The 22,721-nt window shown below is 69.7% G+C and carries 20 protein-coding genes; 7 read left to right on the top strand and 13 right to left on the bottom strand.

The window, feature by feature from the left end; translation table 11 throughout:
* Position 1: 1 nt before the first annotated feature.
* Together serS and IT359_06625 are read right to left on the bottom strand one after the other, a co-directional pair.
* A complete protein-coding gene (serS, locus tag IT359_06630) occupies positions 2-1,276 on the bottom strand; it encodes a serine--tRNA ligase (protein ID MCC6928653.1) in 1,275 nt (424 codons plus the stop codon).
* A gap of 12 nt (positions 1,277-1,288) precedes the next feature.
* Positions 1,289-1,906 (bottom strand): hypothetical protein, encoded by a 618-nt coding sequence (locus IT359_06625; GenBank protein MCC6928652.1) that lies wholly within the window; start codon positions 1,904-1,906, stop codon positions 1,289-1,291.
* A gap of 119 nt (positions 1,907-2,025) precedes the next feature.
* Here IT359_06625 and IT359_06620 point away from each other — a divergent pair, with 119 nt between their 5' ends.
* The 7 genes from IT359_06620 to IT359_06590 all read left to right on the top strand — a co-directional run bounded on the left by IT359_06620 (position 2,026) and on the right by IT359_06590 (position 8,448).
* Positions 2,026-2,379 carry a roadblock/LC7 domain-containing protein gene (locus IT359_06620; GenBank protein ID MCC6928651.1) on the top strand — a complete coding sequence of 118 codons (354 nt, stop codon included), beginning with the start codon at positions 2,026-2,028 and terminating at the stop codon, positions 2,377-2,379.
* Positions 2,380-2,381: 2 nt separating this feature from the next.
* Positions 2,382-2,789 (top strand): response regulator, encoded by a 408-nt coding sequence (locus tag IT359_06615; protein ID MCC6928650.1) that lies wholly within the window; start codon positions 2,382-2,384, stop codon positions 2,787-2,789.
* Positions 2,786-3,829: a mannose-1-phosphate guanylyltransferase gene (locus tag IT359_06610; protein ID MCC6928649.1), complete on the top strand. Its 1,044-nt coding sequence runs from the start codon at positions 2,786-2,788 to the stop codon at positions 3,827-3,829. Before IT359_06615 ends, IT359_06610 begins: the two co-directional genes overlap by 4 nt.
* Positions 3,826-5,025, top strand: coding sequence for a hypothetical protein (locus tag IT359_06605; protein ID MCC6928648.1), 1,200 nt, complete (start codon positions 3,826-3,828; stop codon positions 5,023-5,025). The genes IT359_06610 and IT359_06605 overlap by 4 nt, the downstream gene beginning before the upstream one ends.
* Before the next feature lie 36 nt (positions 5,026-5,061).
* On the top strand, positions 5,062-5,865 hold the full coding sequence (locus IT359_06600) for an MBL fold metallo-hydrolase (GenBank protein MCC6928647.1): 804 nt from the start codon (positions 5,062-5,064) through the stop codon (positions 5,863-5,865).
* A 268-nt stretch (positions 5,866-6,133) separates the two neighbouring features.
* Entirely contained in the window at positions 6,134-7,750 is a 1,617-nt protein-coding gene (locus IT359_06595; GenBank protein MCC6928646.1) for a SulP family inorganic anion transporter, read from the top strand.
* Between the two features lie 50 nt (positions 7,751-7,800).
* Positions 7,801-8,448 carry a carbonic anhydrase gene (locus tag IT359_06590; GenBank protein ID MCC6928645.1) on the top strand — a complete coding sequence of 216 codons (648 nt, stop codon included), beginning with the start codon at positions 7,801-7,803 and terminating at the stop codon, positions 8,446-8,448.
* A 184-nt stretch (positions 8,449-8,632) separates the two neighbouring features.
* Here the strand turns inward: IT359_06590 and groL are convergent, their stop codons facing one another.
* From groL to IT359_06535, 11 genes are all read right to left on the bottom strand, one after another.
* On the bottom strand, positions 8,633-10,267 hold the full coding sequence (gene groL / locus IT359_06585; GenBank protein MCC6928644.1) for a chaperonin GroEL: 1,635 nt from the start codon (positions 10,265-10,267) through the stop codon (positions 8,633-8,635).
* A gap of 124 nt (positions 10,268-10,391) precedes the next feature.
* Positions 10,392-10,697: a co-chaperone GroES gene (locus IT359_06580; protein ID MCC6928643.1), complete on the bottom strand. Its 306-nt coding sequence runs from the start codon at positions 10,695-10,697 to the stop codon at positions 10,392-10,394.
* A gap of 285 nt (positions 10,698-10,982) precedes the next feature.
* Positions 10,983-11,765 (bottom strand): type III pantothenate kinase, encoded by a 783-nt coding sequence (locus IT359_06575; protein ID MCC6928642.1) that lies wholly within the window; start codon positions 11,763-11,765, stop codon positions 10,983-10,985.
* The gene (locus IT359_06570) at positions 11,762-12,679 is read right to left on the bottom strand and encodes a biotin--[acetyl-CoA-carboxylase] ligase (GenBank protein MCC6928641.1); all 918 of its coding nucleotides are present in this window, start codon (positions 12,677-12,679) and stop codon (positions 11,762-11,764) included. The genes IT359_06575 and IT359_06570 overlap by 4 nt, the downstream gene beginning before the upstream one ends.
* Before the next feature lie 3 nt (positions 12,680-12,682).
* Positions 12,683-13,483 carry an undecaprenyl-diphosphatase UppP gene (uppP, locus tag IT359_06565; protein ID MCC6928640.1) on the bottom strand — a complete coding sequence of 267 codons (801 nt, stop codon included), beginning with the start codon at positions 13,481-13,483 and terminating at the stop codon, positions 12,683-12,685.
* A 105-nt stretch (positions 13,484-13,588) separates the two neighbouring features.
* Positions 13,589-14,725, bottom strand: a complete 1,137-nt coding sequence (gene bshA / locus IT359_06560; protein ID MCC6928639.1) for an N-acetyl-alpha-D-glucosaminyl L-malate synthase BshA — start codon at positions 14,723-14,725, stop codon at positions 13,589-13,591.
* Between the two features lie 21 nt (positions 14,726-14,746).
* Positions 14,747-15,664, bottom strand: a complete 918-nt coding sequence (gene miaA, locus IT359_06555; GenBank protein ID MCC6928638.1) for a tRNA (adenosine(37)-N6)-dimethylallyltransferase MiaA — start codon at positions 15,662-15,664, stop codon at positions 14,747-14,749.
* Positions 15,651-17,450 (bottom strand): DNA mismatch repair endonuclease MutL, encoded by a 1,800-nt coding sequence (gene mutL / locus IT359_06550; protein MCC6928637.1) that lies wholly within the window; start codon positions 17,448-17,450, stop codon positions 15,651-15,653. Before mutL ends, miaA begins: the two co-directional genes overlap by 14 nt.
* A gap of 200 nt (positions 17,451-17,650) precedes the next feature.
* Positions 17,651-19,945 carry a BatD family protein gene (locus IT359_06545; GenBank protein ID MCC6928636.1) on the bottom strand — a complete coding sequence of 765 codons (2,295 nt, stop codon included), beginning with the start codon at positions 19,943-19,945 and terminating at the stop codon, positions 17,651-17,653.
* Positions 19,945-21,714, bottom strand: coding sequence for a VWA domain-containing protein (locus IT359_06540; GenBank protein MCC6928635.1), 1,770 nt, complete (start codon positions 21,712-21,714; stop codon positions 19,945-19,947). Before IT359_06540 ends, IT359_06545 begins: the two co-directional genes overlap by 1 nt.
* On the bottom strand, positions 21,711-22,691 hold the full coding sequence (locus tag IT359_06535) for a hypothetical protein (protein MCC6928634.1): 981 nt from the start codon (positions 22,689-22,691) through the stop codon (positions 21,711-21,713). The genes IT359_06540 and IT359_06535 overlap by 4 nt, the downstream gene beginning before the upstream one ends.
* Positions 22,692-22,721 lie beyond the last annotated feature (30 nt).

The following is a 22,721-nucleotide window of genomic DNA, read 5'->3' as shown; positions in this document are numbered from 1 at the left end:
CCTAGCGAATCACGTCCGTCCCGAGATACGGGCGGAGGACTTCGGGGACCGAAACCGAGCCATCGGCCTGCTGATAGTGCTCGAGGAGGCAGGCGATGACGCGCGGGAAGGCGAGCCCGGATCCATTCAATGTGTAGACGAATCGCGGCTTCTCGCCCGGGGCGGGGCGATAGCGGATGTTCGACCGGCGCGCCTGGTAGTCGGTGAACGTCGAGCACGACGAGACCTCGAGCCACTTGCCGACGCCGGGGGCCCACGCCTCGAGGTCCCACGTCTTGGCGCTGCTCTGCCCCGTGTCGCCAGCCGCAAGCAGGACACGCCGATACGGCAACCCGAGGCGCTCGAGCAACGTCTCGGCATGCCGCGTGAGGCGTTCGTGTTCTTCCGCGCCATGCTCCGGCGCGGCGTAGCGCACGATCTCGACCTTGTCGAACTGGTGCAGGCGCAACAGCCCGCGTGTGTCTTTTCCTGCTGCCCCCGCTTCCTTGCGAAAGCAGGGCGTATAGGCCACGAAGCCGCGCGGCAGGTCACCCGCGTCGAGCATCTCGTCGCGATAGAGATTGGTGACGGGGACCTCGGCGGTGGGAACGAGGAACAGGTCCTCGCCGCTCACGCCGTACATGTCGTCCTCGAACTTCGGGAGCTGACCCGTTCCCGTCATCGACGCGCGATTGACGACGACCGGGACCCACACTTCCTCATAGCCGTGCTCGCGCGTGTGGATGTCGATGAAGCAGTTCATCAGGGCACGCGTGAGGCGTGCGCCAAGGCCACGCAGCACCAGAAAGCCGGACCCCGCGATCTTGGCGCCGCGCGCCAGGTCCAGGATGCCGAGCGCCTCCGCCACTTCCCAGTGCGGCTTCACCCCCTCCGACGCTCGCGGCTCGCCCCACGTCTTCTCGATGCGGTTGTGCGTCTCGTCGCCGTCGGGCACTTCGTCGAGCGGGATGTTGGGGAGTTCGAGGAGGATCCCCTGCAACTCCTGCTCGGCGCGCGCGAGTTCTCCCTCGAGGCGACCGATCTCGTCGCCAAGCTGGCGACCATGCGCGATGAGGTCGTCGGCATCCTCCTTGGCCTTCTTGCGCCTGGCGACTTCCTGCGCGTTGGCGTTGCGCGCCGCCTTGCGCTCCTCGACCGCCTGGATGGTGGCGCGACGCTCGACGTCGAGGGCGGCGCCGCGATCGATGAGCGGCGCCAGCGCCTCGAGCTTCTCGCGGCGACGCATCGCGCTCCGCAACAGGTCGACCTGGTCGCGGAGTACCCGGAAATCATGCATGGATGGTGACGACTAGCTCTTGGGAACGCCCGGCTGCAACGAGCGGAAGCCGCAGTTCGGGTCGCGCACGGCGCGGAAGTAGATCTGGCGACGGCTGGTGTTGATGCTGTCGACGACGAGCTTGGCGTACTGCTGTGAGACGAGCGAATAGGTGCACGCATCGCCGGAGAGCTCGAGCACCACGGCCTCACCCGGCGCCACGACAAAGGTGGAGTCGCGCGTGTAGCCACCGGTGGGCGCCTTCGTCATCGACTCGAAGGTCCCCTTGACGAGCTGCATCCCCACCTGCGGGCTCGACGACGCGACGCCGCTCACGATGCGCGTCGTGCTGATGCGACGCGCCGGGATCAGCTGGACCTTCCCGTTCGCGGCCAGGTCGAAGGCGACCTCGAAGCCCATGCTGGGATCGACGCGAACGGGGATCCCGCTCGCGAAGCTGAACGCCGACGGATAGTTGATGGGCGAGTTCGTGAGCGCGTACACCGACGTGCTGTCGAACACCACCGAGAGCGAGGCCCTGAGCCCCAGCGTGTCGTTGCAGGCAGTGGTTCCGGCCAAGGCGGCGGCGAGCGCGACGAAGCGAGCGAGCGACGAGCGTATCATGCGAATCGACAACGAGTTCGTAATCATGTTCTCCCGTGGCGTAGACTACCCGTTGGGCTCCCTGACTTCAAGCGATCCAGCTTGACTTCACCCCCTCCCCCGTTATGCTTGGCTCGACTGCCCCCATGAACCACCACGGAGCGTGGATGCCTACCATTCGCGAGCTGGTCGGAGCCCTGGCCCAGCGTGACGGCGTCGAGGGGGTCATCCTCCTTGGCCGGGACGGCCTCGTCATCGATGGCCGCACCGCCACGTCGCTCGACGCCGAGCTTCTCGCGGCCCACGTCCCCGCCCTCGTTGCCGCCGCCGAAGAGCTGGCGGTGCACGCTCAGCGCGGCCCCCTGGTTACCTCGGTGCTGGAGTACGAGCGCGGCTTCGCGCTCGTCAGCGCCCTGTCGAGCGAGGCCGTCCTGCTGGTGCTCGTACACCCGTCGGCGAACGTCGGCTCGATCCTGTTCGACTTGCGGCGGCATCGCGGCCACATCGCCTCGCTCGTCTAGCCGTGGGCCAGCGCCGGCACGTGCTCGTGGCCGATGACGAACCACATATCGGCCGCATCATCAAGATGAAGCTCGAGCAGGGCCCGTTCCGGGTCACGCTGGCCTTCGACGGGCGCGAAGCCATCGAGGTTCTCGAACGAACAGACGACATCGCCCTCGTCCTCCTCGACGTCATGATGCCACACCTGTCGGGGTTCGACGTCCTCTCGCACATGCGCGCGAGCGAGCGCTGGCGCGACACACCCTGCATCGTCCTCACTGCCGCCGGGCAGGAGGCGCAACACCAGCGCGCCATCGCCCTCGGCGCCACGGAGTTCATGACGAAACCGTTCAGCCCAAAGAAGCTCTACCTGCGCACCGCCGAGTTGGCGGGAGTCTCGGTGTCGCCAACCAGCGAGGGTGAGGGATGAAGCGCTGGGTCGTGATCCTTGCCGGCGGCGTCGGTTCGCGCTTCTGGCCGCTCAGCACGCCGACGCGCCCCAAGCAGCTGCTGCCGCTCATCGATGCCCAGCCCCTGCTGCGCAACACGGTCGATCGCCTCCTCCCGCTGGCGAGCGCCGATCGCATCCTGATCCTCACGAACGCGTCGCTGGTCGAGCCCATTCACGCGCTCGTCCCGGAGATTCCTCGCGCCAACCTCATCGCCGAACCCAAGCCGGCGGGAACGGCGGCCGCGCTCGCCTGGGCGGCGGCACTCATCGCCGCGCGCGACGGCGACAACGCGGTGATGCTCTCGGTTCACGCCGACTGGGCCATTGCCGACGCGCAGGGTTTTCGCGACGCACTCGAACGCGCCGCCACGGTCGCCGAGTCACAGGAAGCGCTGGTCACGGTGGGGGTGGTCCCCTCGCGTCCGGATCCGGGCTTTGGCTACATCCGTCAGGGCGAGGCACTGCCTGGTGACGAAACCGGGGCCCGGCGCGTGGCGCAGTTCGTGGAGAAGCCATCGCGCGATCGCGCCGAGTCAATGGTGCGCGATGGGTACCTGTGGAACTCGGGGATCTTCGTCTGGCGCGTGGGTGACTTCCTGCGCGAGGTGCGTGCGCACACGCCGGAGGTTGCGCCGGCGCTGGAGCAGGCGCACGGCGACATCGTGCGCTTCTTCTCCAACGTGCAGTCGATCTCGGTGGACGTCGGTGTCCTCGAGCGCACCGACAAGGTCGTGGTGATCCCCGGATCGTTTGGGTGGGACGACGTGGGGACCTGGGCGGCGCTGGCGCGCGTACGGCGTCTGGACGCGCAGGGGAACGCCTCCAACGGTCCTGTGAATGTCGTCGACGCGCACCACAACGTGGTGCACGCGGAGGCGGGCGATGTGGTGCTGTACGGCGTGCGCGACCTCGTCGTGGTCGTGCGCGATGGCCTCACGCTCATCACGACGACGGAACGCGCAGCCGACCTCAAGACGCTGCTCGACCAACTCCCGACAGCCGTCCGCGACCGGACGTGACGCAGTTCTACCTCTACGACGACGCCACGGCGCGCGGCTTCGAGCCGTTTGCCCTGTCGCGCCCCGCGGGCGAGTTGCGCGCAGGAGCGCTGCTGGTGCGCGAGAGATGGGCGCGTGCCCTCGGCCTCTCGTGCGGCGGCTTCATTGGCGCCCCCCACCTCGCCGACTTCGAGGAGTTCGATGCGCCGCGCGCCATCACGGCGGGGATGCTGCCGGCCGGCGCGATGGTGGTGAACGCGCGCTGCGTCCCCGCGCTCGACGCGTTAGGCGCGCCCGACCTGTTGGAGTGCGATGGGCGCGTGGCCGCGGTGCGCCTCGCCCACGCCGTCGACGTAGAGCGATTTGCCAACGGGATGCTCGACCTGGAGGACATCGGAGGCGACGGCTGGGGGCGCATGAGCGTCCGGGCCCGCTGGCTCGACGCGCCGTGGGACCTGATCCGGTACCTCGCCGAGATGTTGGCCGAGGACGTGCCAATCCTCGGCGGCGCCGTGACTCAGGCGGCGGAACGCCCACACGCGATCGTCGGTTCGCACCCCGTCTACATCGAGCACGGGGCGACGATCGAACCCATGGTGGTGATCGACGCGAGTGCGGGGCCTGTTCTCGTCTCGCGCGGCGCGAGCGTGGCCGCCCTCACGCGCCTGATCGGCCCGTGCTACGTCGCCGCCGGCGCGCAGTTGCTGGGCGGGAAGATCGGGATCTGCGCCATCGGCGAGCAGTGTCGCGTACACGGCGAGGTGAGCACCACGATCTTCATCGGCCACTCCAACAAGGGACACGACGGTTTCGTGGGGCACTCGGTGCTGGGACGCTGGGTCAACCTTGGCGCCGGGACCATCACCAGCAACATGAAGAACACATACGGCGCCGTGCAGCTATGGACTCCCGACGGCGTCCGATCGACCGGACTGCAGTTCCTGGGGACGATGTTCGGCGACCATGCCAAGACCGCGATCGCCACCCGCCTCACGACGGGAAGCGTGGTGGGGACAGGAGCCAACGTCGTGGGATCGGGAATGACGCCGAAGGTCGTTCCGCCGTTCCTGTGGGGCGAGGGAACGGCGCTGTACGAGGGCGATCGGTTCGCCGTGGTGGCCGAGCGCGCGATGGCGCGCCGCGGCGTGACGTTAGGCGATGGTGGCCGGCGTCACCTGCAGCGCGTCTTTGCGGCGCGCTGGTCGGTGAGCGCCTGACGCGCCACGCATCGACGATCGCCGAGCGCAACGCGCATGCAGGTCACGATCCTGGGGAGCGGGAGCCGCGGCAATGCCGTGGTGCTGGAAGCCGATGGCGCGCGCGTCCTCGTGGACGCCGGCTTCAACGCCAAGACGCTGGCCACGCGCATGGCGACCGCCGAGATCGCCCCCGAATCGATCGCCGCGGTGGTCCTCACCCACGAACACACCGACCACGTGAGCGGAGTCTGCACCGCCGCGCGTCGCTGGGGGTGGAAGATCTACGCGACGCCAGGGACCATCGCGGGAACGGCGGGGCTCCCTGCGCTGCGCCCGCACGCCATAGACCCGCGCGACGCGCTGGTCCTGGACACGATGACCGTTCGCTGCGTCCGCACCCCGCACGACGCGAGTGAACCCATCGCCCTCGTCGTCGACGCCCCCGCCTCGGGAACGCGGGTCGGGATCGCCTACGACCTGGGGCACGTCCCCGCGGGAATCGAGCACGCCATGCGAGAGCTGGACGCACTCATCCTCGAGTCGAACCACGACGAGGAGATGCTGCGCGCCGGCCCGTACCCCAAGGTGGTGCAGGACCGCATCGCCGGCTCGCATGGACACCTGAGCAACCGCGCCGCCGCCGACCTCGCCCGCCAGATCGCGCACCGCAGCATGCGTCACCTCGTGCTGGCGCACCTGTCGGAGAACAACAACACCCCCGAGGCGGCGCGCGGCGCCGTCGACCTCGCGCTGCGCGCCACGCCGTTCCGAGGCTCCCTCACCGTCGCCACGCAGAACGCGATCACCGCCTTCCGCGTGGAGCGTGCGCGCCGCGTCGAACAGCTCTCGCTCTTCTGATTGGCGGGGTCGCCTCGGCCCCCCTTGGTCGGGGGGGAACCTCAGGCGCTGGTGAAATCCGAGATCGCGCAGGGACTTGAGAAAGGGGCTACCAAGGCATTAAGAATTTGCTAACGCCGATTGGATCGATCGTGATTGTCGATCCACCGCCCCCCAAAACGCTGACGCCGACGCCATGGCCACGACCACAGAACCCGCCGAGCCTCAGGCCCAATCCAATCGAGCGCCATCGTCATCCCACGAGGGCGAGCCGGCGCGTCCGCTGCAGATGATGCCCGTTTCGGTGCTCTCCATCTTCGGGGATCGGACTCCGGGCCCGGACGACGACGGGGGTGAGACCGAGAGCTTCCGCTTCTCGGAGACGTGGCGCGCCGACGTCCCGGCGTCAGTCGTGGTCTTCCTGATCGCCGTCCCTCTCTGCCTCGGTATCGCGCTGGCATCGGGGGCTCCGCTCTTCTCGGGGATCATCTCGGGGATCATCGGCGGGCTGGTGGTGGGCTTCATCTCGCAGTCGCAACTGATGGTGAGCGGCCCCGCCGCCGGGCTCACCGCCATCGTGCTGAGTGCCATCGCCACGCTGGGCTCCTTCCGCGCCTTTCTCGTCTCGGTGGTGCTGGCCGGGGTGCTGCAGGTGGTGCTGGGCCTCGTGGGCGCAGGGGTGATTGGGTACGTGGTGCCGATGGCGGTCATCAAGGGGATGCTGGCGTCCATCGGCATCATCCTCATCCTCAAGCAGATCCCGCACGCGCTGGGGTACGACGCCAACTTCCAGGGCGATGAAGCGTTCCGGCAGTCGAACGCCGAGACGACGTTTTCGTCGCTCGGCACCGCGCTGGAGCGCATTCATCCGGGGGCGCTGCTGCTCAGCACTCTGGCGCTCGTCCTGCTGATCGTGTGGGACAAGACGCGCCTCAAGAAGCTCAAGCTCCTTCCCGGTCCGCTGGCGGTGGTGGTGCTGGCCACGGTGCTGAACTCGCTGTTCGCGACCGTCGCCCCGTCGTTGCAACTGACGGAAGGGCACCTCGTGTCGCTCCCGGTCGCCCGTTCCTTCGAGGAGCTGTCGGCGCTCTTCGTCGTCCCGGACTGGGCGGCGATCGCCAACCCGGACGTGTGGCGCATTGCCGTGACCATCGGCGTGGTGGCGAGCCTCGAGTCGCTCCTGTCGCTGAGCGCCACCAACCGCATCGATCCGTATCGGCGCGAACCGTCGACCAACCGGGAACTGGTCGCCCAGGGAATCGGCAACTCGCTGTCGGGGCTCGTGGGCGGGCTCCCGGTAACGGGGGTGATCGTCCGGAGCGCGGCGAACGTGGACGCGGGGGCGCGCACCAAGTGGTCGGCGATCCTTCATGGCGGGCTCCTCCTGACCGCGGCCCTGACGATTCCCGCGGTGCTGAACCTCGTTCCCGTGGCGCCGCTCGCCGCGATCCTGCTCTATACCGGCTTCAAGCTCGCGCACCCTCGCCTGCTGCGACACGCGTGGTCGCAGGGGTTGTTCCAGTTCATTCCGTTCGTGATCACCGTCGTCGCCATCCTGCTCACCGACCTGCTGGTGGGGATTGGTGTCGGGCTGGCGGTAGGCCTCACCTTCGTCCTCATCGAGCACCTCAAGGCGCCATGCTTCAGCGTGGTGAGTCCCAAGGGGAGTGTGCTGACGCGACTGCGGCTCAACGACAACGTGAACTTCCTCAACAAGGCCTCGCTCGCCACGACGCTGGAGGCGATGCCGCCGGGGAGTCGCATCGAGATCGATGGGCGCAACTGCAAGCGGATCGACCATGACGTCCTCGAGCTGATCTACGAGTACGGCGAAACGGCGCGGCTGCGCCGCATCGAGCTCCGCCTCGTGGGACTGCCGGAACAATCCATCATGCCCGGGCACTGATCAGGTACCGACGTCCGCTGCCCACTTCCCTCGCTCCTGCCTAACGCCTCGTGAACAACCTCCAACGCCTGTTCGAGAACAACAAGCGCTTCGTCGAAGAGATCACGGCGAGCGACCCCGACTTCTTCCGTCGCCGCGCGGAAAAGCAGGAACCGCACTTTCTCTTCATCGGCTGCGCCGACTCGCGCGTCCCCATCGAGATGCTCACCGGTGTGGCGCCGGGCGAGATGTTCGTGCACCGCAACATTGCCAACCAGGCAATGCCGGCCGACCTGAACCTCCTCTCGGTGCTGCAGTACGCGGTTGACGTGCTCGACGTGAAGCACGTGATCGTCTGCGGCCACCTGGGGTGCGGGGGCGTGAAGGCGGCCATGAGCGACGCCTCGTTCGGCCTGGTCGATCACTGGCTGGCGGGGGTCCGCGAGCTCGTCAGGCGCCACAAGGACGAACTCGACGCGCTCCCCGACGACGACCGCCGCGCCGACCGCCTCACGGAGTTGAATGTGCTCCGTCAGGTGCACCAGCTCTCGCGCACGCCGATCGTGCAAGGCGCATGGAAGCGCGGCCGTCGCCCCCTGCTCCACGGCCTGGTCTACGACATCAAGGACGGCCTGCTGCGGAAGCTCGTCCTGAGCGTCGACAGCCCCGAGACCGCGCGCACGCTGCTGGAGTCGGACCGGAAGAGCGTGGGGTTCTAGGGACGGGTGACGGGAGACGGGAGTGACAAAGGGCGCCGCGATGCGGCGCCCTTTGTCGTTTGGAGTGCGATGACAGCTAGGGGATCGCGGTCCCAGGCACTCGCCGGCGCGCGTGAGCGCGCCGGCACTCCCGTCCCCCCCCAGCCTTCGCTGGGGCAAGCTTTCCCCCGTCTCCCGTCCGCCCTTAGTACATCCCACCCATTCCGCCAGGGCCACCAGCGGGCGCGGCGGGCTTGTCTTCCTTCTTCTCGACGACGAGCGCTTCCGTCGTGAGGAGGAGGCCGGCGATCGACGCGGCGTTCTGGAGCGCCGAGCGCGTCACCTTGGTCGGGTCGATCACGCCCGCCGTCACGAGGTTCTCGTACGTGTCGGTGAGGGCGTTGTAGCCGAAGGCGTCATCCTTCGAACCACGGACCTTCTCCACGACGATCGAGCCTTCGCCACCGGCGTTGGCGACGATCATGCGGATCGGCTCCTCGATGGCGCGACGGATGATGTCGACGCCGATCTGCTCGTCGTGCTCGTCGAGCTTGAGCCCCTTGAGCGCGCGCTGCGCGCGGATGAGCGCCACACCGCCGCCGGGGACGATCCCTTCCTCGACCGCTGCACGGGTCGCATGCAGCGCGTCCTCGACGCGAGCCTTCTTCTCCTTCATCTCGGCTTCCGTCGCGGCGCCAACGCTGATGACGGCCACGCCGCCATGAAGCTTGGCGAGGCGCTCCTGCAGCTTCTCACGATCGTAGTCCGAGGTGCTCTTCTCGATCGCGGCGCGGATCTCCTTCACGCGCCCCTGGATCGCGTCGGCGTCGCCGGCGCCATCGATGATCGTCGTGTTGTCCTTGTCGATCACGACGCGCTTGGCGCGGCCGAGATCGGAGACGACGGCGTTCTCCAGCTTGAAGCCGACTTCCTCGCTCACGACCTGGCCACCGGTGAGCTTCGCGATGTCCTCGAGCATCGCCTTGCGTCGATCGCCGAAGCCCGGCGCCTTGACGGCCGAGACCTTGAGCGTCCCGCGAAGCTTGTTGACCACGAGCGTGGCCAGCGCCTCACCCTCGACGTCCTCGGCGATGATGAGCAGCGGGCGCCCCATCTGGGCCACCTTCTCGAGCACCGGGAGGAGGTCCTTCATCGACGAGATCTTCTTGTCGTGGATGAGGATCAGGGCGTCGTCGAGCGCCGACTCCATCTTGTCCGGATCGGTGACGAAGTAGGGCGAGATGTAGCCGCGGTCGAACTGCATGCCGTCGACCGTCTCCAGCGTGGTCTCGATGCCGCGCGCTTCCTCGACGGTGATCACGCCGTCCTTGCCCACCTTCTCCATTGCATCGGCGATGAGATCACCGATCTCCTTGTCGTTGTTGGCCGAGATGGCGGCAACCTGCGCGATTTCCTTCTTGCCGGCCGTCGGGACCGAGATCTTCTTGAGCTCCTCGACGATGTGCGAGACGGCCTTCTCGATGCCGCGCTTGAGCGCCATCGGGTTGGAGCCGGCGGTCACGTTCTTGAGCCCTTCGCGGTACACGGCCTGGGCGAGCACGGTGGCGGTGGTGGTGCCGTCACCCGCGACGTCGGACGTCTTGGTGGCGACTTCCTTCACCATCTGGGCGCCCATGTTCTCGAGCGGATCGGAGAGCTCGACTTCCTTGGCGACGGTCACGCCGTCCTTGGTGACGGTCGGAGCGCCAAACTTCTTGTCGATGACGACATTCCGGCCCTTGGGGCCGAGGGTGACCTTCACCGCATCAGCGAGCTTGTCGACGCCGCGCTTGAGCGCCGCGCGCGCGTCTACGCTGAAATAGAGTTCCTTCGCAGCCATGGCTTGTGAGTGACGAGAGTGAAGTTGACGTTAGGCAGGGAGCGGCTGGACCCGGAGATGGCGAGTCGGTCAGGCGCCGTGCGCCGCCGAACTCCCGTCCCCCATCCCCCGTCTCCCGTCCGTCTTAGCTGTTGATGATCGCGAGGATGTCGGACTCGCGAAGGATGAGGAGCGAGTCGCCATCGACCGTCACCTCGGTCCCGCTGTACTTGCCGTACAGCACCCGGTTGCCCACCTGGACGTCGAGCGGCACGCGCTTGCCATCCTCGTAGCGGCCGGGGCCAACGGCCACGATCTCACCCTGCTGCGGCTTCTCCTTGGCGGTGTCGGGGATGTACAGCCCCCCGCGCATCGTCTCGGCCTCCTCGAGCGGCTTCACGACCACACGATCGGCGAGCGGAGCGACCTTGGTCGCGCTCTTCGTGCTCATAGCGAACAACCCTCCTTCTCTGGGTCTGGTTGAGAGAAACTGGCGATTCTCTGCGTCGTGGCACTCACGGTCCGTGAGTGCTAACGGGAGGTGAACTTAGGAGCGCCCGCAAGGGTGGTCAAGGGGATTTGGGACGCCTCCCCACCGAGCGCGCCTCACCTCGCAACCTGCGCCACCGCCAAGCACGCAACCGACTGCCAGTCAGCAAGTTACGCGCGCCGCTCGTCACGCGCCGAGAGGTGCAATGCACGCAGTACTCCGCGCGCTATTGGGCGCCAGCTCGCGTCAGGCGGCGCCGGCTCGAAGGAGCTCGTAGGCGAGGCGCAGCCCGACCAGCGTGAGCGTCGGCTCCACGCGATCGACGGTCTGGCAGAGCGGCGCGATCATCGGGGCCAGGCCACCGGTCGCAATCACGATGGGCACGCGCGGCGTGGGCCATTCGCCCTTGATGCGGCGCACCAAACCATCGACCGCGTCGGCCGCTCCGAGCACCACGCCCGACCGAATGCACTCCTCGGTACGCCGCCCGATCACGCGCGACGGCGCGACCAGCTCGGTCGCGGGGAGCTTGGATGTGCGGCGGAACAACGTCTCCGCCGACGTCCGCACGCCAGGTGCAATCACTCCGCCCAGGAAGACGCCGTCGGCGGTGATGCAGTCGTACGTCGTGGCGGTGCCGAGATCGACGACGATGGTATCCGACTGGTACAGCCGCGACGCGGCCAGCGTGTTGATGATCCGGTCGGCCCCCACGGTGAGCGGCTCGAGGACGTCGAGCACGATGGGAAGCTTCGAGCGCGCGTCGACGGTAACGGGGACCACTCCGCAAAGGAGGACACACGCCTCGCCCAGGGGATCGGTCATCGCGGGGACGACGGAGCCAATGGCGGCCCCCACGATCTCGCGGGCGGCGATGCTGCGCGACGCGAGGAGGCCCTGCAGCGTGAGGGCAATCTCGTCCGGTGTGCGCGTGGCGTCGGTGGTGATGCGCCAATGGGCGCGCAGCGCGTCGCCGGCAAAGAGGCCGACGGTGGTCTCGGTGTTGCCGACATCGAAAACGAGGATCATGCGCTCCCTCCCTCGAGGACGAGCGACCCCGATCGGCAGGCGACAATCCCGCCTGAGGTCTCGATGAGTACCGCGCCGGTCGCCGAGAGGCCGGCGACCGTTCCCGCATGTGGCGACGTTACCCGGCGGCCGCGCGCCCAGTCGCGCCGCGCGAACGCCTCCATTTCCTCGTCCGTCAGCGGCCCGTCGGCCGCCGCCGCGGCGCGCACCGCCGGCACCAACTCGCCGAGCACGGCGTCGCGCAGCGTCGCGTAGCGCGCCGCATTTCCCGAGGCGTCGCCTGACGCGCCCTCGCCGGACGCCGCTTCGCCTGACGCCGCATCGCCTGACGCGGCGCCAGGTGTTGCAGCCGACGGCACCCCTGGCAAGACGCCGAGTGCCGCGCTCCCCGCCACGGGAGGCTTCAGCAGGTTGATGCCGATCCCCATGGCGACCCACTCGGGGCGGTGCTCGCGCCAGCGCGCCTCGACGAGAATCCCCCCCAACTTCCCCGCCGGGAGGAGGAGGTCGTTGGGCCACTTGAGGGCGATGGGGGCGTCGGCGAAGCGATCGAGAGCGCTGGCGGCGCGCAGCCCCACGCGCAGCGAGAGCACATCGAGCCCGGTGGCAACCAGCGGGCGCTCGATGAGCGTCATCCACAACCCCGTTGCCGGTGGCGAGGCCCAGGCGCGACCGCCGCGCCCCCGGCCGGCCGTCTGCGCGTCGGCAAGGACGAGCGTCCCTCCCGCCGCCCCTTCCCTCGCCAGCTGCTCGGCGACGTCCATCGTCGACGTCGCCTCGGCGAGCCACGCCACGCGCGGGAGGTTCAGGCGGCGGGCCAGGGCGGCGCACGCCTCGCTCGGGTGCCAGCGCCACGCGTCGAACGCCGGACGATGCGGTACGCCGTGGCCTCGATCGATGGGTCGCTCGAGCATGCGCTAGCCGCGCTGCGCGATCAGCGCCAGGATCGCCACGCCTAACGCGAGGCGATAGATGGCGAAGACGCCGAAGGAGTGGCGCGAGACGTACTTGAGCAGGATCGAGATGGCGAACCATGAACTCACCGCCGCCGACACGACGCCGACGACGAGGGGCGCCGAGACTCCCTCGCGCAAAGCGTCGGGCACCTTGAGCAGCGCCGCGGCCGCGGTGACGGGCATGCTGAGCAAGAAGGAGAAGACCGCTGCGCTGGTGCGATCGAACTTGAGGAGGCGGGCACCGGTGATGGTCGACCCCGAACGCGAGAAGCCCGGGACGAGCGCACACGCCTGGGCCAGGCCGATGAGGAGGGCATCACGCCACGTCATCTCGTCCAGCGCCCGCTGCTGCGACGACAAACGATCCGAGGTCCACAGGATCACCCCCATGATCATCAGCGTCGTCGCCATCAGCGCCGGTGCCCGAAACGTCGTCTCGGCAATGTCCTCGAGCAGGAGCCCGGCAATCGCCGCCGGCACCGTCCCGATGATGAGATAGACCAGCCGCCACTCGTCAGGCGTGCGGACGGCGCGCTGTCGCAGGATCGAGAAGGCGGAGAGCGTCAGCGCCCCCCACTCCTTCCGGAAGTACCACAGCACAGTCACGAGCGTCCCCAGGTGCAACGCGACGTCGAACGCCAACCCCGGGTCCTTCCATCCGAATGCCCAGGGCGCCAGCGCGAGGTGCGCCGAGGAGCTGATGGGAAGGAACTCGGCCAACCCTTGCAGGACGCCAAGGACGATCGCTTGGAAGACGGTCACGCGCTGGTCGAATCACGAGGGAAACGAGGCTGCAGCCGACGGCCGGCGCCAGCCGGAGCCAGCCGGCCATCGCCAAGCCACTGGCGCATCGGAACGGGCGGCAATCTATCGCCGAGCGAGGGTGGAGAGGTACAACGCCTCGTACTGCGCCACCACGGCGTCCTGCGAGAAGCGCTCTCGCGCGTCGGCAGCGGCCAGTCGACTCATCTGCGACCAGCGCACCGGGTCGCCGAGGATCTCCAGCGCCGCGCTGGCCATCCCGTCCACGTCGGCGGGAGGGCGCAGCGCCCCCGTCTCCCCTTCGCGCACCACCTCGGGAAGGCCGCCGACGTCGCACCCGATGACGGGGACGCCAGACGCCAGCGCCTCGAGCGCGCTGAGGCCGAACGATTCCCGATTGGACGGCAGGAGGAAGAGATCGGCGCTGGCGAGGAGCGGAGCGACCTGTTCGATCTTCCCCAGGAAGTGCACGTCACGGTCGACGCCGAGTGTGCGCGCCTCCTCCTCGGCATCGTCGCGATCGGGGCCGTCGCCGACCATGACGAGGGTGCTCGGCAGCTCCGCGTGCACCTTGGCAAAGATGCGGATCACGTCGCGCACGCGCTTCACCGCCCGGAAGTTTGAGACGTGCATGAGGATCTTGCGGTCCCCCTGCCCCATCTGCTGGCGCAGTACCGCGCCGTGCACCTGGCGGTTGTACAGCGCGGGGTCGATGAAGTTGTGGATGACTTCCACGTCGCAGCCGGCGCACCCGAAGGCGTAGAACGTCTCGTCCTTGAGGAAGTTGGAGACGGCGGTGATCCGGTCGGACTTCTCGATCGAGAACTTCGTGATCGCGTGGAACGAGCGATCCTGCCCGACGATCGTGATGTCGGTGCCGTGCAGCGTGGTGATGACCTGGATGTCGTGGCCATTCTCGCGCAGCATCTCCTTCGCGATCCACGCGCTGGTGGCGTGCGGCACCGCGTAATGCACGTGCAACAGGTCGAGCTGGTGCGACAGGACCACCTCGTGCATGCGCACGGCGAGCGCGAGGTCGTACGGCGGGTACTCGAAGAGCGGGTACTTGCCGACATCGACCTCGTGGAAGAAGACGCCGGGAAGGAACGACGGGAGACGGAACGGCTGCTGGTACGTGATGAAGTGGACCTCGTGCCCGCGCGAGGCGAGCGCGATGCCCAGCTCCGTCGCCACAGCACCGGAGCCGCCGTATGTCGGATAGCAGGTAATGCCGATCTTCACCGCCGCATCTCCTCCGATTGATTAGCGCGTCGCGTCGCGATACCACGCCAGCGCGCGTTCCTTGGCCGCCGGATCGGACGGATCCAGCCGTACAACGTGGGCCGCCGGCAGTTGGTGCCGGAACCAGGTGCGCTGTCGTTTGGCGTACTGCCGCGTGGCAACGATCACCCGGTCGCGCGCCATGCCCAGCGACAGCGTTCCATCCACCACCTGACGTATCGCGTCGTAGCCAGTTGCGTTCCACGCCGGGGCATCGGCCGGCACCTGCGGCATCAACCGCCGCACCTCGTCCACCCATCCGTCGTCGAGCATGGCGTCGACGCGCTGGACGATGCGCGCGTGCAGGGCCGGCACTCCGGGGTCCACCAGGAGGTATCGCGCATCGTACCGCGCGTCGCGTGCGCGCTCCCGATGCCACGCCGAGATCGGTCGCCCCGTGAGCGTGGCCACCTCGATGGCACGCAGGAGCTGCGTCCGCCCAAGGTGCGCGCGTGCGGGGTCGAGCGACTGGCAGCGCGCGCGCAGCTCCTCGAGCGCCAGCAGCTGCAACTCGTCATCGAGGGCGCGCCGCGCCTCGTCATCGAGCGGTGGCTCCTCGAAGAGCGGTTCGGTAAGCGTGCGCAGGTAGAGTCCCGTTCCGCCCACGACGAGCGCCGCGCGCCCAGTGCCTTCGATCCCCTCGCGCCAGGTCTCGAACTCCTGCATCCATCGCGCGGCGCTGTATCGTTCCGTGGGATCGGCCACGTCGATGCCGGCGTGCGGGATGCGCGCACGTTCGGCGGCATTCGGCTTCGCGGTGCCGATGTCGAAGCCCCGGTACACCTGGCGCGAGTCGGCGCTCACGATCCCGAGCCCGCACGACTCGGCGAGGGCGAGCGCCAGCGACGACTTCCCCGCGGCCGTGGGGCCGCAGACCACGGCGAGCCTAACGACGGCCAAAGCGACGTTCCAGTTCGTCCCACGACAGCCGGACGATCGTCGAGCGCCCGTGCACGTCGTGCGCGGGGAGCGTGGCGCGCGCCAGCGCGAGGAAGAGCGCGCGCATCTCCTCGGCCGCGAGCACGTCGCCCGCCTTGACCGCCGCCTTGCAGGCGACGGTTGCCGCCAGCTGCTCGTGGCGCGCGTGGCGGCTGGCCTCGCGCGCGCCGCTGAGCGCCGCGAGCGTGTCGCGCAGGCACTGGATGGCGTCAAAGCGCGCGTGCGGCGTGGGCACGGCGTGCACGATGAGTGTGTGGCCGCCGAATGCCTCGATCTCATAGCCGAGACGCGACAGGAGATCGGCGCTTGCCTCGTATGCCTCGGCGTCGTCGGGGGCGAGGTGCAGGGTGACCGGGAAGAGGAGGCGTTGCGACGGCGCCTCGCCTCGCTGCAGCGCACCCAGGAAGCGTTCGTAGAGCACGCGCTCGTGCGCCGAGTGCTGGTCGATCAGGACCACGCCCTCGTCGTGCTCGTACAGGAGGTAGGTGCGGCGCAGCTGCATCAGCGGCGGGACGTTGATGGGCGCCGCCGACATGGCGCCCGCGGCGCCCACGCCGGACGCGACTCCCATTGCATCTGTCGAGTCGCCAGGCACAACGCCGGGCAACGCGGCATCCCCGCCCTCCTCGCTCCCCGGGGCAAAGAGTCCGTCGAGCGGGGCGGGGCGCGGCGGCACGGGGAGCGCGTCGAGGGCGCCGCCGCTGGCCGGCGACAGCCCGCTCCCCGGACTCCAGGTGCGCGCCCCCACCCACGCCGCCGCATCCGGCGTCCCCAGCGCCCGCTGCACGATGTGCTCCACGGCGCGTTCGGTCCCCCATCGGTCGTGGAAACGTACCTCGGCCTTGGCCGGATGCACGTTGACGTCGACGACGTCGACGGGGAGCGTGATCGAGAGGATGAACGAGGGGCGCACCCCCGACGGGAGCGTCGATCGATAGGCCGCCTCCACACCACGCGCGATCCCGATGTCGCGCACCGCGCGAGCGTTGATGATCACGATTGCACGGCGCGACGACGTTCCCGCGTCACCGGGGCGCTCCACCAGCCCCGTCACGTGCACGGCGCCGTGCACGCCATCCACCTCGACGAATCGTGCGGCGTACTCATGCCCCCACACCGACGCCACGCGCGCGCGCAACGACGCCGCCGGGGGCAACGAGAGCGCCTCGCGCCCGTCCGTGCTCACCCGCAGGCGCAGCGACGGCTTGGTGAGCGCCAGCGTGACGATGGTGTCGGCAATCGCGCGCCACTCCGAGCGGGCGCTGCGCAGGAACTTGCGCCTGGCGGGAAGATTGTAGAACAGGTCGCGCACCTCGATCGTCGTCCCGCGACGGCGCGCCGCCGGCGCCACCCCTTCCACCACCCCTCCCGCCGCACGCACCGACGTCCCCTCCCCATCGTGCGTCGCCGTGAGGAGCGTGAGTCGCGAGACGGAACAAATGGCCGGCAGCGCCTCGCCGCGAAAGCCGTACGAGGCGACGCCCACGAGGTCGTGCGCCTCGCGGATCTTCGACGTCGCGTGTCGCGCCAGCGCCAACGTCGCATCGGCCGCGTCCATCCCGATTCCGTCGTCGCTCACGCGAATCAGGACGCGCCCTCCGTCCTCGACGTCGACCTCGACACTCTCGGCGCGCGCATCGATCGCGTTCTCCACAAGCTCCTTGACCGCCGAGGCGGGGCGCTCGACCACCTCGCCCGCGGCGATCTGGTCGGCAACGGCGCTGGCGAGGATGGCGATGCGAGGCACGGGGCGTCGAGGCGAGAGGAGCGAGTTCACCCGGCGATGACGGGCGAGCGGCAATCGTTCAGATGGATGCGCGCAACGTGAGCGATGCGCAGGTGCGCCGATGCGCGAAAGATGCGCCGCGGGCACGGCGTCGTGAACTGCCACGCCGAGGGGATGTGCGCCTCGCGCGTTACCGTGCGTTACCTCGCGACACCTGAGGGCTACGGCGCGCGGTTGACGTCCAGCGAGCCAAGGCGGCTCGTCTCGAGCCAGCCGCTTCGGCCGTCGGCGAATCGCACGCGAGTCCAGACGCCTTGCGCCGTCGTCTCGGTGGCGCTCTCCCCCGTCATCACCTCCGACGCCTCCTCGGCGCCGAGGGCGGGGGCCGCGCGCAGACGCGACGACTGCGTCACCACGACGCGATGCCGCCCGGCGAGCGACTCCGCGAGCGCCACGGTGAGCACGCCCACCAGCGCCCCGATGCCGATCGCCGTGTAGGCCTGCCCTCGCCACTCGCGCCCCGCGCCGCGCCCCGAGAAGGCGAGCCCTCCCCACCCCGCTATCCAGAGCAGTGCCCCCAGGGCGGCCGCGGCATCGACCGGGATTGGCGGGACGTCACCCAGCAACCCCGATTCGAATCCTGGGGTCGCCTCGAGACGCGTTCTCACGTCGAGCGCCAGTGGCTCCAGTCGCAGCGCACGCTGCCACCCGATGGCCGCGGTCGCCGTATCCTCGGCGTACCACGCAGCGGTCCCGAGGTTGGCCCAGGCATCGGCTGCGCGGGGAACGCGCGTGACGATGTCGCGGAACTCGTGCATCGACGCCACGTAGTCGCCGTGATCATAGAACGCCACGCCGCGCTGGAAGCGCGCGGCGTCGAGCGCATCGTCGGCAGCCGCAACCGCGACCGTGGACATCCACATCCCCGCCAGCAGCACCGTCGCCGAGGAGATGCGCCGTCCCGTCGAGTGAAACCGGGCCAGCGATGCGCCGCCGATCGGGATCGCCTCGGCGTCAACGGCCGCGTAGGTGTCGAGTGCGCGCTGGAGCAGGAGGCCGTCGTGCGCAGACTCGCCGCCGTAGGTGGCGCGATCCAGTTCGCCCAAGACGAGTTGCGTGCGTTGCGCCGTTTCAGTGGTGACGCCGGCGCGCCGCAGTGCGCGCACGAAGGTGCGGCTGTCGGTCATTGCCGTTGCCCCGATCGCCGTGCGTGCCGCCACGGCGGCGGCAAAGGCGCGACGGACGTCGGACGGCGCCGGCGTCGTGGAACCGGCCGCGAGTCGCTGCAACGGAGAGTTTGGCAACACGGCGCGGGCGCGGCGAGGGCGCTGGCGCAGGCCCAGCACCAGGGCCGGCATGGGGACCAGGGCGAGCACGGCCCACAGCACCGGCGATTGCGACAGCGGCGGAGCAACCGCGCCGCGATACGCCAGGCGCAACGGGAGTCGCGGCGCGGTGTCTGCCACGGTTGGCGGCCGCGCGGCAAGCGTCCCGCCGCCAACGCTGAGGTCGAGCGGGGTGGTGACGGCGACCTCGTACCGCTCGGTGTATGGGTTCCAGTACGGGTAGCGGAGCGCCGGGATCTCGAGCCGCCCCTCGCGACGCGGCGTGACGACCCAATCGAAGTCCTTGCGGCCCTGGATGAGCGTGACGCCGGAGTCGATCGCCACCCGCTCCCCGCCATTGACGGCGTCGCCCCAGGGGAGCGAGACCGCCGGTCGCGGAAAGAGGGAGACGTTCCCCGCCCCGCGCACACTCACGGTGAGGGTGACCGGGTCGCCCACGCGCGAGGTAGGCGTGTCGACGCGTGCGCTGACCGAGAGGCGTCCCACCGCGCCGGAGAAGTCGCGCGGGCGCCCGTCGGTGGGTGGCTCCCTCGCCTCGATGGTGAGCGCCGACGTGCGCGCCGAGTGCGTCTCCTCGCGGCTGAAGAACGTGTTGGAGAGCGGGAGCGAGTAGGTGAGGCGTGCCGGCGCGAGGGTGTGCCGCCCGGGCGTGAGCGGGAAGAGTGCACGCTGGAAAACGTGCACGTCGAAGTGGCGCCCCCCTTCCTCGCGCGACAGCGGCGCGGCCGGCGACGGAAGGTCGTAGGCCAGCATCGATCGCACGTCGGGCGGGACAAACTCCGGGTTGCGCCGCAGGCGCTGCGACACGTCCTCGGAGAGGAAGACGCCAATCTGGTACGTGACCTGCTGCCCGACATACACCTTGGCCGGAACGGCGACGGCGCTGAAGTTCACGTCCTGCCGAGGGTCGACACGCCCCTGCGTCACGATGGCCGGTCGCGCGTCCGTGCCGCCGGCGGGAGCGGGTGCTTGCGCGGGGGCCTGGTTGGACGCCTGGGCGGGAGTCTGTTGTACTGCGTTCGATGCGAGTGGGCGCGGCGGCGCGGCGCGGCGCGCGCGCTGGCGCTGCTGCGCGTTGGCGCCAGCGACGCCGAAGACGCACAGCACGGCACAGATCGCCGTCAGACGCAACGCGGCGCGACGCCCCGGGGCACTCACGGCCGCGCCCATCACCAGTCCTTCCCGCCCGGCGGCGGCTGCGGCCGGCTCTGGCGCTGCTTGCGCCCCTGCACCCCGCGCTCGTCGCGCGCCGCGGCGTTGAGCAGTTGCTCCGCCTGCTGTTCACCGAGGCCACCGCTGGGCTGCTGCGCTTGCGGTGTGTCGGGATTGCTCCGGTCCTGCTGGTTGTTGGCCTGCGCATCACCACCCCCGCCACCTCCGCCGCCGTTCTGCTCCTGCTGGCGCAGCGCGAGCTCGTAGTTCCATTTCGCGTCCTTGTCGGTGGGGCGCTGGATGAGCGCGCGCTTGTACTGCTCGAGCGTGCGGGTGAGGGCGGCGCGGGTGCTGTCGGCAGTTGGGGCCCCGGCCAGCCCACGCCGCAGGTAACCCAGCCCCAGGTTGAACCAGGCGCGGAACCGCAGCTCGGCGTCCTCGACCTTGCTGGCCCGCTCCAGCGGCTCGGTTGCCGACTCCAGCGAGTCCGCGGCCACGAGCGCCGTTCCCAGGTTGTAGAACAGTTGCGCGCGCGCGTCACCGGCATGGATCGCGGCGCGATAGAGCCCCGCCGACCGAGCGTAGCGCCCCGCGGCGTAGTCGCGCGCCGCCTCGCGCGGCACGCTCCCGCTCCAGCTGCAACCCTGGGCCGCGACGGCCAGCGCAATACCCATTGCCGCGACCTTTCCCGCGCCACGCGCGGCGCCGGCGCCGGCCGGTGCGACCGCGGTCTCGGTGCGGCCTCCGTCCGGCGCACGACGACGGCGCCCCCGAACGCGCTCGCTGCGCCAGGTGTCGAGGAGGAGGAGGAGAAGCGCTGGCGCGACAAACCACTGGAAGCGAGGCGTGCGCGACGCCCCCGCCGACACCGTGCGCGACGTGGCGCGCAGGCGTTGCAGCGCCGCACGCACGCGCGTCGCCTTGTCGGTGACCGACGCGTCGATGAACGTCCCGTTCGCCGCCTGCGCGATGGCCTGCAAGGTTGCCGGTGTGTAGTGCGACACGACGATCTGCCCGTTCTCGTCGCGCTTGGGTGACACGCTCCCGTTCTCCTGCACCGGGATCGTCGCACCTGCGGTCGTTCCGAAGCCCACCGTGACGAGCGAGATCCCGTTCTGCGCCGCGCGCGCCGCCGCGTCGCGGATCTCCTCCACCGGTTCGAACGCCTCCCCGTCGCTCATGATGACCAGCGCGCGATCACCTCCCCCCTTGGAGGTCATCAGGAGGTCGGTCCCCTGCGTGATGGTCCGCGCCAGCGAACTCCCCGCCTGCCCCACGATGCTCGGGTCGAGATTGTCGAGAAAAAGCTCGATGGCGCCGTCGTCGACGGTGAGCGGGGTCAGGATGTAGCTGCGGCCGGCGAAGGCGAGCATCGCGACGCGATCCGCGCGCGCCAGGTCCCGATAACGCCGCACCTCCTGCTTCATGCGCTCCAGGCGGTTGGGGCGGTCGTCGGTCGCCAGCATCGAGAGCGACGCATCGAGCGCCAGCACCACGTCGATCCCCTCCCCAGTCACCACCGCCGGTTCATTCCCCCAGCGCGGGCCGGCCAGCGCGAGCCCAGCCAGCAGTGCCGCGCCCCCCAGCCGCACGGCGCGCCACGGCGCGGGACTCACCGCCCCCGCCGGCACGAGGCGACCCAGCAACGACGCGTCGGCCAGGCGCAACAGGCGCGAGCGCTTGCGCCTGACGGCAACCACGGCGAGCAGGACCACCGTCACCGCGAGGAGGACGGCGGCGGGAAGCATCCACGGCCAGTCGGTCGTGATCGCGTTCGCGCCGCTCATGCCGCCTCCCGGGTCGTCGTCCCCGCGTTCGCGCTTGCGCGCGGCGCCAGCGCCGCATCCACCGCCACCACCATCGATCGTGCCTCGCGCCCAATCACGTCGGCCCGCGCCGCATCGACGGCGTAGGCCGCGAACTTCACGAGGTCGACATCCTGCAGCAATCGCGACAGGCGGCTCATCGGGAGGCGCGCGTCGCTGCGCAGCGCCACCAGCACTTCGCTCGAGGTGAGCGACGGCGTCGCCGCCGGCAGGACGCGCTCGAGGTAGCTCCGCATCACGTCCGCCATGAGCGCCACGTGCAGCGACCGCTCCCCGCTGGCCAGCAGCGCCATGGCCTCCACGCGCGCAAACGCCGCCTCGGCGTCCTGCAGCGGCGTGGTCACCGCCACGGGCGCCGCACGTCGCCGGCGACGCCACAGCCGCCAGACGAGCCATAGGACGCCTAACGCCACGAGCGCGACGATCGCCCACCACCACCACGGCGGGGCGAACTCGTACAGCGCACGCGCCGGCCTGGGCACGCGCTGCGCCGTGTCCGCGGGGAGCACCGATGATACGAAGACCGAGACGTCGCCCCCCACCGCCACGCGCCGCTCGCCCAACGAGTCACGCACCACGACGTCGGCAAGGCGAATGGGGCGCATCCCCACATCCCACGCCGCCAACCGATACGTCGCCGTCTGCTCCGTCACGCTCGTATCGGCGGACGGAACGACGGCCACCGGATCGAGCGCCTCGACGCCGGTCCCCGAATCCGGCGCGTGCGGGAACTCGAGCGTGGAGCCGCGCGGCGCACGAATGCGCACGATGACCCGGAACGGGTCGCCGACAGTCACCGTATCGGGCGAGACCGCCACCCCGCGCGCAATGCCGCGAGCGTCCGCACCCGTTGCGCCCGCGCGTTGCGCCTGCGCCCCCGCGCGCCCCGCGCCCACGAGCCCGCACGCCAACAGCGCCAGCGCTCCCAGCTCGCGCATGCTGCGCGCAACGCGCTTGGTGCGCGTCGC

Source organism: Gemmatimonadaceae bacterium (genome assembly GCA_020852815.1).
Taxonomy (GTDB): domain Bacteria; phylum Gemmatimonadota; class Gemmatimonadetes; order Gemmatimonadales; family Gemmatimonadaceae; genus SCN-70-22.
This window is presented reverse-complemented; position numbering and strand designations above follow the sequence as displayed.

What these genes read in the sequence shown, in the direction of transcription:
- serS (MCC6928653.1), bottom strand. Translation starts at nt 1,276, where the DNA reads ATGCATGATTTCCGGGTACTCCGCGACCAGGTCGACCTGTTGCGGAGC.
- IT359_06625 (MCC6928652.1), bottom strand. Translation starts at nt 1,906, where the DNA reads ATGATTACGAACTCGTTGTCGATTCGCATGATACGCTCGTCGCTCGCT.
- IT359_06620 (MCC6928651.1), top strand. Translation starts at nt 2,026, where the DNA reads ATGCCTACCATTCGCGAGCTGGTCGGAGCCCTGGCCCAGCGTGACGGC.
- IT359_06610 (MCC6928649.1), top strand. Translation starts at nt 2,786, where the DNA reads ATGAAGCGCTGGGTCGTGATCCTTGCCGGCGGCGTCGGTTCGCGCTTC.
- IT359_06600 (MCC6928647.1), top strand. Translation starts at nt 5,062, where the DNA reads ATGCAGGTCACGATCCTGGGGAGCGGGAGCCGCGGCAATGCCGTGGTG.
- IT359_06595 (MCC6928646.1), top strand. Translation starts at nt 6,134, where the DNA reads ATGATGCCCGTTTCGGTGCTCTCCATCTTCGGGGATCGGACTCCGGGC.
- groL (MCC6928644.1), bottom strand. Translation starts at nt 10,267, where the DNA reads ATGGCTGCGAAGGAACTCTATTTCAGCGTAGACGCGCGCGCGGCGCTC.
- IT359_06580 (MCC6928643.1), bottom strand. Translation starts at nt 10,697, where the DNA reads ATGAGCACGAAGAGCGCGACCAAGGTCGCTCCGCTCGCCGATCGTGTG.
- IT359_06575 (MCC6928642.1), bottom strand. Translation starts at nt 11,765, where the DNA reads ATGATCCTCGTTTTCGATGTCGGCAACACCGAGACCACCGTCGGCCTC.
- IT359_06570 (MCC6928641.1), bottom strand. Translation starts at nt 12,679, where the DNA reads ATGCTCGAGCGACCCATCGATCGAGGCCACGGCGTACCGCATCGTCCG.
- IT359_06545 (MCC6928636.1), bottom strand. Translation starts at nt 19,945, where the DNA reads ATGGGCGCGGCCGTGAGTGCCCCGGGGCGTCGCGCCGCGTTGCGTCTG.
- IT359_06540 (MCC6928635.1), bottom strand. Translation starts at nt 21,714, where the DNA reads ATGAGCGGCGCGAACGCGATCACGACCGACTGGCCGTGGATGCTTCCC.
- IT359_06535 (MCC6928634.1), bottom strand. Translation starts at nt 22,691, where the DNA reads ATGCGCGAGCTGGGAGCGCTGGCGCTGTTGGCGTGCGGGCTCGTGGGC.